Source organism: Ruminococcus callidus ATCC 27760 (genome assembly GCF_000468015.1).
In the GTDB taxonomy this organism is placed as follows: domain Bacteria; phylum Bacillota; class Clostridia; order Oscillospirales; family Ruminococcaceae; genus Ruminococcus_C; species Ruminococcus_C callidus.
The window spans coordinates 18,897-29,548 of the sequence record NZ_KI260362.1; the positions used below are offsets into that span (position 1 = coordinate 18,897).

10 protein-coding genes are annotated in these 10,652 nt (G+C 42.9%); 4 read left to right on the forward strand and 6 right to left on the reverse strand.

From position 1 onward, the window contains the following. Nucleotides 1-1,007: 1,007 nt before the first annotated feature. The 6 genes from RUMCAL_RS05820 to RUMCAL_RS05845 form a co-directional block, all read right to left on the reverse strand. Nucleotides 1,008-1,835, reverse strand: coding sequence for a hypothetical protein (locus tag RUMCAL_RS05820; RefSeq protein ID WP_040647209.1), 828 nt, complete (start codon nucleotides 1,833-1,835; stop codon nucleotides 1,008-1,010). Between the two features lie 35 nt (nucleotides 1,836-1,870). Beyond that, nucleotides 1,871-2,146 carry a hypothetical protein gene (locus RUMCAL_RS05825; protein ID WP_021681712.1) on the reverse strand — a complete coding sequence of 92 codons (276 nt, stop codon included), beginning with the start codon at nucleotides 2,144-2,146 and terminating at the stop codon, nucleotides 1,871-1,873. Nucleotides 2,147-2,300: 154 nt separating this feature from the next. Further along, a complete protein-coding gene (locus RUMCAL_RS05830; RefSeq protein ID WP_021681713.1) occupies nucleotides 2,301-3,107 on the reverse strand; it encodes a hypothetical protein in 807 nt (268 codons plus the stop codon). A 16-nt stretch (nucleotides 3,108-3,123) separates the two neighbouring features. Further along, nucleotides 3,124-3,960, reverse strand: coding sequence for a hypothetical protein (locus tag RUMCAL_RS14495; protein ID WP_021681714.1), 837 nt, complete (start codon nucleotides 3,958-3,960; stop codon nucleotides 3,124-3,126). A gap of 82 nt (nucleotides 3,961-4,042) precedes the next feature. Then, on the reverse strand, nucleotides 4,043-5,203 hold the full coding sequence (locus RUMCAL_RS05840) for a sensor histidine kinase (protein ID WP_021681715.1): 1,161 nt from the start codon (nucleotides 5,201-5,203) through the stop codon (nucleotides 4,043-4,045). After that, nucleotides 5,200-5,877 (reverse strand): response regulator transcription factor, encoded by a 678-nt coding sequence (locus tag RUMCAL_RS05845; RefSeq protein ID WP_021681716.1) that lies wholly within the window; start codon nucleotides 5,875-5,877, stop codon nucleotides 5,200-5,202. Before RUMCAL_RS05845 ends, RUMCAL_RS05840 begins: the two co-directional genes overlap by 4 nt. A 218-nt stretch (nucleotides 5,878-6,095) precedes the next feature. On the opposite strand from RUMCAL_RS05845, the gene RUMCAL_RS15890 reads away from it, so the two are divergent. From RUMCAL_RS15890 to RUMCAL_RS15000, 4 genes are all read left to right on the forward strand, one after another. After that, nucleotides 6,096-6,239 (forward strand): CD1871A family CXXC motif-containing protein, encoded by a 144-nt coding sequence (locus RUMCAL_RS15890; protein ID WP_169725991.1) that lies wholly within the window; start codon nucleotides 6,096-6,098, stop codon nucleotides 6,237-6,239. A gap of 85 nt (nucleotides 6,240-6,324) precedes the next feature. Continuing rightward, nucleotides 6,325-7,155 carry a 4Fe-4S binding protein gene (locus RUMCAL_RS05850; RefSeq protein WP_156902445.1) on the forward strand — a complete coding sequence of 277 codons (831 nt, stop codon included), beginning with the start codon at nucleotides 6,325-6,327 and terminating at the stop codon, nucleotides 7,153-7,155. Then, a complete protein-coding gene (locus tag RUMCAL_RS05855; protein ID WP_021681719.1) occupies nucleotides 7,152-8,042 on the forward strand; it encodes a TlpA family protein disulfide reductase in 891 nt (296 codons plus the stop codon). Before RUMCAL_RS05850 ends, RUMCAL_RS05855 begins: the two co-directional genes overlap by 4 nt. Before the next feature lie 202 nt (nucleotides 8,043-8,244). Continuing rightward, entirely contained in the window at nucleotides 8,245-10,386 is a 2,142-nt protein-coding gene (locus RUMCAL_RS15000) for a carbohydrate binding domain-containing protein (protein WP_242823490.1), read from the forward strand. Nucleotides 10,387-10,652 lie beyond the last annotated feature (266 nt).

The following is a 10,652-nucleotide window of genomic DNA, read 5'->3' on the forward strand; positions in this document are numbered from 1 at the left end:
TCGCACAATCTTTGTGCGGTATTGCCATAAGAAGGCTAAGAGGCACATCACTTTTTGCAGGAAATGGCTGCAAAGAGTGATGTGCTTTTTGGTGTTGCCTTATGTCGTTATAATGCACTGCTGTCAGAGTGCAAAATGTGTGTTTGTAAAAAAACACTTGACTTTTTTCATAAAACGTGCTATAATAATTATGCTGTGTTTGAAAATGATTTCTACATTTTCTGACAGTTTTCGAAAGTGAATTTTTTGCCGCTGTGGTGGAATAGGCAGACACAAGGGACTTTGATGTTTGTACGCATGAACAGTGCGTCTGCGATCTGTTCGCAGAGAGTGCCCACAGAGAAATCTGTGGTGTAGAAGTCGGCTAAAACGGCGAAGGCACAAACAGAACGCCGTGCTAACTCGCAAGAGTGAGTGTAGAGACCTTACACCGACTACCTAAGTCCGAAAGGATATGGTAAAGACCAAGTCCGGACTACAACATACAATTTTGTGTGGCTATGGTAACATAGAGTAGTGAGAAAATCCCTCGGTAGCGATACCGTACCGGTTCAAGTCCGGTCAGCGGCACCAAAAAAGGTACAAATCTTGTATTTGTACCTTTTTATTTTTTGTGCGGTATTGCCTTTGATGTTTCTGCAAGCTCATCTGGATAGAACAATTGTATCCTGAGCAACAGACCGCCGGCTTGATTCCGGTCAGGAACATCAAACAGTGAATTTTATGCAGTCTTTGACTTTCTGTCATTGACTGCTTTTTTGTCTGCATCGTCTTTCATTGATGTATTGCCTTGAATATATCACTCGAAAATCCTTTTAAATTATAGCCGAAATAACATCTAATACACTTATCTTCCAAAAATAGAAATGTTGTTAATGCCAAACTGCTATAAATTTCAAATCCCTCATATCGGATTCCATAATCATCATCTATCTTTGTTCAAAAATGAATTGATCGGAATTTTGGAGTTGGTCATGTTCCTACTTGTGAGTGGTGGATTTAAGAAATTAGAAATTAGCATTAAGCAGTCTTTTTAAGTGTATACGACTTCTTTCTTCTATTTCTGTAACCATTTTATCTAACTCTGTTGTAGACCTATGCAATATATGATTCTGTATCTTTTCATATGTGGCAATTTTCTCTGCACAATCTGCGATCCATTTTGTCAGTTCTTCCGCATAATCCGGATCTTTCTTTAAAATAACCTTATCCCGATTCATGAGTGTACCAGTATGCAGTCTGTTCTGTGTCTGGACATGATCCGCCATGATACGGCGACAATCAGATATGCGATATTCAATACAGTGCAAGGCATCTTCATAGTGGTGCAGTTTCAAAGATAGTCCATAATGTACAGGATCTGCAAAATTCCATGTTTCACTTTCTTCCGCATAGAAATATTCCAGATCTGCGAACTGATGGAAATAAGGCAGGATGTATTTTTCCATGTCACTACAAGCATTTCGAAGGCTGTTTATTGTTCTGTCTTCGTCATAAAAATCTGCGTATAGCCTGGATGCATAGTATTCCTTTATGATTTCCGGTTCTGGATGAAACAGAGATGGTTCAAGTTTTTTCATCAAACCCGGTAAATCAAAACCAAGTTCATCTGAAATATCACAAACATCTTCTATTTCTTTTTCTATATCCATACAATAGGGAAGCATATCCAAATATACAGTATAATAAGGTGCGTATCGTTCTTTTTTTGCAGTGATAAAAAAACACTGTTCCTGATTAATTTCCTTATAAAACAAACTTTTATGAAGTTTATATCCATAGGGAAACAGTAATTGTCGAAACATCTTTTTGTACAATGTGGAAAATGTATGCAAATTTAAACTCCTTTCAACATATAGCAATATAGTTACTAGATAGCTGGTTGCATAGCCGGTGCTGGCTGTCCAACGCCACTTCCGGAATAAGCGGCACTTGCTAATAGCAAAATCAACAATTTTTCGTATGCCATTTCTTCTGCATTTAGCTTTTTCCGTGAATAATCATAAAGAATAACTCCTTCTTCTGGTTGCCAATATGTAACATCATAATACTCATAGGCTCCAGCTCTATACACAAAGCTACCATTCATATTTTTATCGTCGATATTCTTTTCTACACCGAATGCATCATAAATATACAACTTCACAATCTCGCCGTCTGTATCCGTCAGATTGACAACATCTCCATGTGCATTCTGCGTATAGTACTGATAATCCGTCTTGACATTGCCGCTCTGCTTGCTGAATTTCGCCAGCAGATTTGTACCACGAACATAAACCTCAGTGTTGTACCAGTCACTGTCATTCTATATCTCTCAGATAATCTTTTACAATCTTTTCTTCAAAGCACTTCCATATAACACCATCTGAAGCTTCTTCAATATTTCCACCATCATCAACGGGAATATATTCAGCAAAATTTCCAATAAAACGAATGCTTTTAGGAACGGAGCGTATAGAAGATGCAATCATAAAATAACCGTAATTATAATTTCCATCATTCCTTGGAATACTACTCCATTTCACACATGTTGTTTTGGGAGGAAACGTTAACTCCTCTGCAATCCAACAGCGAACCACAGGATACTCATCGACATTCTTTTTCATTTTTCTCTTTGCAGCAACTTGAAATATAATAAATTTTCCATGTAACCCGTTTTCTTTTGCAAGATTGCTAATCAATGGATAAGCAAACACATCACCAATATTCCAGGGGCACTCATAGAATTTCTTTATCCGAATCGGTTTTGCCTCTGGCTGCGGTGAAAGTAATTTAGCCTTTAATTTTTCCAAAACTGTTTTTCTTTTCTTTCCCAGAGCAGATGACTCTAAATTCCAACGTTCAACATCTGAGTTGCTTTCGATATATGCTAATGCCGTCTGTTTAATATCTTCGTCTAAGCGACCTTTTTTCCATAAAATGTCCGCACATACAAACCAAAATACTGGTATGTCCGGATCGTCATTATATGCGTTATCCACATATGTTTTCTTTAACTCCTCAAATGCTTCTCGATATGGCTTTCCAGAATTGATTGCATCTAAAAATTCACTTTTCACATCCAGTGCAAAATCATCGGAATACAGTCCCGTACCCCATGCACTCATAATTCGTTTCTCCCTTTTACTGTCGTATTGCCCTAAACATCCTCATATGATCTTTTATAATCTGATCCGGTAAATCAATCCAATTATCCATACCCAACATATTGACACTATCAAATATATTTTCTAAATGTATCCCATAATCATCTTCTTTTGCTATAATTGCAGTATTCCCCACAAAAACAACATTTTTTGCATTTTTGGTGTTTAGGGCGTTGATAATTCTTGCATAGACATGAACTTTATCATATCTACTTAAAAGTAATCGATCCTTGCAAAAATCATTTAATCCAGGTTTTTCTCTCGACTCTGTTAACATAACACGAACTATCGGATATGTACCAATTGTATTAATAAACATTTTCTCTGCAACCTGAAATATCGCATAAGTTCCAGCAAGACCTGTTTTTTCTGCCAGTTCTCCGGTTAATGCAAACGCATAAACATCCCCAATATTCCACGGACATTCATAAAGCTTCTTCACTCGAATTGGTTTCGCTTCCGGCTGTGGAGATTGCAATTTTAATTTTAGCTTTTCCAGAACTACCTTTCGCTTTCTGCCCAAAGATGGTGATTCTTCTGCCCAGCGTGCAATATCGGTTTCACTTTCAAGGTATTCCAGTGCTGTCTGTTTAATATCCTCGTCTAAGCGGCCTTTTTTCCATAAAATGTCCGCACATACAAACCAAAATACTGGTATGTCCGGATCGTCATTATATGCGTTATCCACATATGTTTTCTTTAACTCCTCAAATGCTTCTCGATATGGCTTTCCAGAATTGATTGCATCTAAAAATTCACTTTTCACATCCAGTGCAAAATCATCGGAATACAGTCCCGCACCCCATGCACCCATAATTCGTTCCTCCCTTTTACTGTCGTGTTGATTTTATTCCCTTATGGCTCGCCTGAAAAATCCGTATATTTGTCAGACAGTCCTATTCCACTTTTCCGATCAATGGCAATCTTACAGCGAAAGTCGTTCCTTTTTCTGAACTTGATTCCACACAGACATTCCCGCCATGCAATACTGCAATTTCTTTCACAAGGGCAAGCCCTAAACCGACACCGCCCATTTGCCTGCTTCTTGATTTATCCACACGAAAAAAAGGCTGAAAAATACTCTCTCTGTATGCTTCCGGAATCCCACAGCCTGTGTCTGTAATATGCAGCAATGCCTGATGCTGTTCCTTCCGGATAGAAACCGTTACGCTGCCGCCTGTATGATTGTATTTGATCGCATTCTCAATGAGATTAAACAGCAGTCTGTAAATCAGCGTATCACTGCCGATCATATGAACGTCCTCACAGTTTTGATGCAGTGTAATATTTTTCTGTTCCGCAAGTGTGGTGAGATCCGTCAGGATCTCGTCAACCAGCGGTGCCAATTCGATTTCATCGGAACGTGAAACAGACTGCAAATTGCTCATTTCCAGAAGCGTGCGGACAAGGGCAGTCAGGCGGTTTACCTGATCGATTTGAAATTGAACCAGTTCTGCGGTTTCTGCACAGCTGTCAGAATGTTCTTCGGCGAACAGTTCCAATTTTGTCTGCATCATTGCCAACGGTGTACGCAATTCATGTGCAGCATTTCCTGCAAACTGACGCTGCAAGTCGAAGGAAAGTGCCAGCCGGTCAAGCATATGATTGACCGAGCAGCTCAGCTGCTGAAATTCTGCTGCGGTGTTTTCATCAAAACGGGTGCTGGTAAGATTGTCCTGATTGATGTTTTCTGTCTGCTTTGAAAATTGTTTCAGCGGTTTGAGTGCTCTGCCGCTTACAAAATATGCGATCGCTGCACTAAGCAGTGTGACTGCGGCTGTGATATACCAGCATTTTCTTCCGAATTCTGCTTTCACATCGTAAATTTCCTGCGAAAACTGATGGAGAAATGCGGACATCTGCTGATCATCAAATTCAATTTTCAGAACATCGGAACTTTCTGGATCATATTCCATGACAAAGCCATTCAGCGAATCTATGCCGACCGTACCGGAACGATAGAGCAGAAGATTGGAACATATACAAGTTCCGGCAATCAAAATGGCAGTCAGCAGTGTGATTCTCCATTGAAAGGACAGTCGTTTCATTCGCTTCATTTTGATTCTCCTTCTATTTCATAACCCTCTCCGATTCGATTCCGAATGGGGTCATAGCCAAGAACTGCACGGAGTTTTTTCCGGAGTGCAGAAATGTGGACACGAATCGAATTGCTGAAACTGTCCACGCTGCTGTCCCATACATGTTCAATGAGTTCCTCCTGACTGACGGGTCTGCCCTGATGCAGCATCAGATATTCCAGTACGCCGGTTTCTTTGCGTGTCAGATTGATTACAACGCCGTCTGCTGTTGCAGTACGACTTTTGGTGTCGTATACGATCTGTCCGCATTGCAGGCGTACATCCCGCTGAATGAACTGACGGCGTGTCAGGCTGCGAATTCTGGCTTCCAGTTCTGCAAGGTGAAATGGCTTCGAAAGGTAATCATTTGCCCCTGCATCCAGTCCCTCCACTTTGTCAGCAATTTCGCTTCGTGCGGATAAGATCAATACCGGCGTTTCCTGATTTTCTTTCCGGAAGCTGCGGAGAAGCGTCATTCCATCGATCTTAGGAAGGTTCAGGTCTAATAATATCAAATCATAATATTCCACAGACAGATATTCTGAAGCTGTTTCTCCATCGCCGCAGGCATCGACTTCATATCCTGAACGCTGTAATTTTTTTGTGATGTCCTCCCGCAGGGATTGTTCATCTTCTATCACGAAAAGTCTCATAGCATGCTCCCCAGAGATTGTTCTGTATCTTTTGCTGCACGGTTTACCGTTAAAAGCCTTGCCATGGAGCAGTGTTCGGGGCAGGATACAAAACAGGCTCTTATAATTTTTACCTTTATTATAACAGACGCAGATAAAATCTGTGTTAATTTTCTCTTAACGCAGATTTTATATCGCATGATGTATACTGGTGTCATCAAAGCATTGGAGGGAAACAAATGGTATTCAAAAAAGCGGCAGTGCAAGTGCTGCTTCTTCTTGCGGGAATAGCGATGCTCATCTTTGGCATCTGGCGGGAGGAAGCCCAGACAGTTTTTTCAAAAGCGATCCGCCTGTGTATGGAGTGTGTTGGAATTGGCTAAGAACAAACAGATCAACAAAAAAAATGTGCACATTCTTGCACGGTTTCGCGGTTGGATTCAGGCAGCAGCAGCACTTCTGACCAACATGCATCTCCCCAATTTTTTGAATGGTTCTCTGAATCGGGGAAAGGGAAAATACGCCTGTGTGCCGGGATTGAATTGCTATTCCTGTCCGGGAGCAGCAGGCTCTTGTCCCATCGGGGCATTTCAGGCAGTTGTAGGGTCATCGAAATTCAAGTTTTCTTACTATGTCACCGGAATATTGATATTGCTTGGTGTTTTGCTGGGGAGATTTATCTGTGGATTTCTGTGTCCGTTCGGCTGGTTTCAGGAGCTTTTGCATAAGATCCCGTCGCCAAAGCTCTCTACCCAAAAGCTGAAACCGTTGCGTTATCTGAAATATGGTATTTTGCTGGTGATGGTGATTCTTCTCCCGATGGTAGTCGTCAATGAGCTGGGAATGGGGGATCCGTTCTTCTGCAAATACCTTTGTCCGCAAGGCGTGCTGGAAGGTGCGATTCCGTTGTCGATCACCAATGAAGGAATCCGCACGGCACTTGGTACACTTTTTTCATGGAAAGCATTTGTCCTGCTGGCTGTGATACTTGGCAGTGTGTTTTTCTACCGCCCGTTCTGCAAATGGCTGTGTCCGCTGGGAGCATTTTATGCACTTTTGAATCGGGTATCGCTTTTTCAGATGAAGGTGGACAAAGACAAATGCGTATCCTGCGGAGCTTGTGCAAAGGCATGCAAAATGGATGTCGATGTCACCAGACAGCCCAACCATGCCGAGTGTATCCGCTGCGGCATGTGTATGAAATCCTGTCCGACCCATGCCATATGTTATCAATATGGTTTTGGAGATCTATCAAAGGCAAAAGAAATTTCAACAGAAAAAAAGGAGCTTAAAAAATGAAAATGAAAAAGAATCTGATGATGATGTTAGCAGCTTGTCTGGCACTTTCTGTCCCGCTCAGCGGATGCGGCAGTACGGTAAAGGACACTTCTTCAAGCGTGTCCAGTGAAGTATCCGGCGAAGCAGAAACATCCGGAAAATCTTCACAGGAACTTTTGGATGAGGAAAATGCGATCATGGCGAAAAACAATGATCTGTGGGAAAAGGTGTTTGCATCTATGAGCAAAAATGTCACAGAGGACACGCTGAGTTCAAACTACGGCGATGTGCTGATGGCTGCTGTAGACGGTGCAAAAGATCAGTTTACTGATGCAGAATATGAAACGCTGAAATCAGATGCAGAACAGATCCGCAAAATTGAAGAGGAGATCGCAGCACTTCCGACGGATTCTTCTGAGGAGCAGACCAGCGATGCGTCTGGCACTGCATTCCCGCAGTTTGAGGGAAAAGATCTGGACGGAAATAAGGTGGACAGCAGTGTTTTCGCTGAGAATGCTGTGACAGTGGTGAATTTCTGGTTCAACGAATGCAAACCCTGTGTGGAGGAGCTCAGTGAAATGAATGCCCTGAATGATCGCATCAAAGAACAGGGCGGTGAAGTGCTTGGTGTAAATGTCGGTGCACTTGACGGTGACGAGCAGAATATTGCGACGGCGAAACAAATTCTGGAAACAAAGGGAGCGAAATATCGGAACATCTATTTTGATTCTGACAGCGATGCCGGAAAATTTGCACTGGGTGTCACTGCGTTCCCGACAACGTATGTCATTGACAGAAACGGCAATATCGTGGGCGAAGCACTTATGGGCGGCATTGACAATGACGAAAATCTCAGTACACTTCAGAATACCATTGATGAGGTTCTCGCAAAAGATGCTCAAAAGTAAAGGCAATACCGCACAAAGCCTGTGCATAAGATGCGTCGACAAATTTTTCGGCAGATTGCATAAAGTTCCGCAGATATACATTTACACAAGATCATATGACAATAATGCAAAAGTACATGACAAAAATGATATACACCGCAATGTGAAATTGCTATAATAGACACAACAAGCAAAACGGCACATTTCACAGGAGGGAATGTATATGAATTTGAGAAAAGTCGTAGCTGGTTTTACGGCAGCACTGCTGTCTGTAACAACAGCATCCATTTTTCCGACGAAAACAGTTTCTGCCGCTGACGTTTGTGTCATTGATACAGACACAGAGTATCAGACGATTCGTGGATTCGGCGGAATCAACCATCCGGAATGGGCAGGAGATCTGACGCAGGCACAGCGGCAGACGGCATTTGGAAACGGAGAGAATGAACTGGGGCTGACGGTACTTCGGGTGTTTGTAAATCCGGACAGCAGCCAGTGGAACAGAGCACTCCCGACTGCACAGTTTGCGACGCAAATGGGTGTCACTGTTTTTGCATCACCGTGGGAACCGCCGGCAAATCTAACGGAATCCGGCGGAAGCAACGGTAAGCTGCATCTGCCCAAATCCAATTATGCTGCCTATGCAAAGCATCTGAATGATTTTGGCACTTACATGAAAAATAATAATGTTGACTTGTACGCTGTCTCTGTACAGAATGAACCGGATTATGCGTCCGAGTGGACATATTGGTCTACTGATGAAACAACAGACTTCATTGCCAACTATGGCGATCAGATCACAAGCACCCGCCTGATGTCACCGGAATCTTTTCAGTATGTACCGGAAAATGCCTCATGGGTGCCGGACGGCGGCAAGAAATTTTACCGGAAAATCTTGAATAACAGCAAGGCAATGGCAAACTGTGACTTGTTCGGTACGCACTTTTACGGCACACAGCGTTCATGGATGGACTTTCCGGAACTGGAAAACAGCGGAAAAGAAATCTGGATGACAGAAGTTTATGTTCCAAACAGTGACAAGGATTCGGCGAATCGCTATCCGGAGGCACTGCAGGTTTCGGAAAATATCCATAATGCTATGGTTGTGGGCAATATGAGTGCCTATACCTGGTGGTATATCCGCCGGAATTATGGTTTGATGACGGAAGACGGAAAGATCAGCAAGCGTGGGTACTGCATGGCACAATACTCCAAATATGTTCGTCCCGGCGATGTGCGGATCGATGCTACGGAACAGCCGGCAGACAATGTCTATGTGTCTGCATATAAGGGCGATGACAATCAGGTAACCATTGTTGCCATTAACAAGGGAACAGAAAGCTATTCGCAGCAGTTCGCTGTAGATGCTGATGCACAAATTACAGAGGTTGACCGTTATCGTACTTCCGCCTCTGAAAATCTGGCGAAAACGGAAGATCTGGAGCATGACAGCAGCAGCTTCTGGGCACAGCTCCCTGCGGAAAGTGTTTCTACGTTTGTTGTGACATTGGAAGACCAGCCGGTAGAACCGGATGAAAACGGTTATTATTTTCACGATACTTTTGAGTCGGACAACTGCGACTGGCAGGGACACGGTGCAGCAGATATTGCACTGAGCGGAAGAATACCGTATCAGGGAACCAATGCACTTTTGGTGCAGAATCGTGCCAGTGCGTGGAACGGAGCAGAAAAAACGCTGCCGGCAAAAGCATTTCAGGCTGGAAAAGAATATAGTTTCAGCGTATGCCTGAATTACATGGACGGAGAAAGTTCCAAAAATGCTGCACTTTCTCTACAGTACACAGATGCTGCCGGAGAAACGAAGTACGCCAGAATTGCGTCTGCTTCCGCAGCAAAAGGAAACTATGTGCAGCTCGCAAATCCCAGTTTCAAACTGCCGGAGGGCGGAAAGAATTTTAAAATTTATGTGGAAACGGAAGGCGATACAGATAATTTCTATATCGATGAGGCAATCGGTGCCGTGAAAGGAACTGTGATCGACGGACCGCCTGTGGTAACCACCACAACGACGACCACAACAACTACTACCACCACAAAGGCAACGACAACAACTACAAAGGCAACGGTAACGATCACAAAGGCGACCACCGCAACTTCTGCTTCGGCGACGACAGCGGCAACCACGACAGTGATAACAGAAAAACCGCCTGTAAATACCGGCGACGTCAATGCAGACGGCAAGGTAAATCTGGCAGATGTTGTGCTTTTGCAAAAGTGGCTGCTTGGCGTTCCGGAAACAAAGCTTGCTGACTGGCAGGCAGGGGATCTGCATGCAGACGGTGTGCTGAATGGTTTCGACCTTTGTCTGCTCCGGCATACAGCGACATCTTCCGGCAATATCTGACGATGCAGTTTACAGATATGTTTTGTGCATCGTTGCTCTGAATTATGACATTTTGTTTCATCTGATTTCCTATAAAAACCCGAGATTCTCATGTGGGATCTCGGGTTTTCCTTTTGCAGTGGATTTTTGTATTTGACATGCTTCACAAAATATAGTATAATATTGTTATCAATTATGATTGTATTGACTAAAACTTCGCCAGTGAGAACTTTAGGCAATACCGCACAAAGAGTGTGCGACAGATGCGTCGTCAAATTTTTCGTCAG

What these genes read in the sequence shown, in the direction of transcription:
- RUMCAL_RS05840 (WP_021681715.1), bottom strand. Translation starts at nt 5,203, where the DNA reads ATGAAGCGAATGAAACGACTGTCCTTTCAATGGAGAATCACACTGCTG.
- RUMCAL_RS05855 (WP_021681719.1), top strand. Translation starts at nt 7,152, where the DNA reads ATGAAAATGAAAAAGAATCTGATGATGATGTTAGCAGCTTGTCTGGCA.
- RUMCAL_RS05830 (WP_021681713.1), bottom strand. Translation starts at nt 3,107, where the DNA reads ATGAGTGCATGGGGTACGGGACTGTATTCCGATGATTTTGCACTGGAT.
- RUMCAL_RS05845 (WP_021681716.1), bottom strand. Translation starts at nt 5,877, where the DNA reads ATGAGACTTTTCGTGATAGAAGATGAACAATCCCTGCGGGAGGACATC.
- RUMCAL_RS15890 (WP_169725991.1), top strand. Translation starts at nt 6,096, where the DNA reads ATGGTATTCAAAAAAGCGGCAGTGCAAGTGCTGCTTCTTCTTGCGGGA.
- RUMCAL_RS14495 (WP_021681714.1), bottom strand. Translation starts at nt 3,960, where the DNA reads ATGGGTGCATGGGGTGCGGGACTGTATTCCGATGATTTTGCACTGGAT.
- RUMCAL_RS15000 (WP_242823490.1), top strand. Translation starts at nt 8,245, where the DNA reads ATGAATTTGAGAAAAGTCGTAGCTGGTTTTACGGCAGCACTGCTGTCT.
- RUMCAL_RS05850 (WP_156902445.1), top strand. Translation starts at nt 6,325, where the DNA reads ATGCATCTCCCCAATTTTTTGAATGGTTCTCTGAATCGGGGAAAGGGA.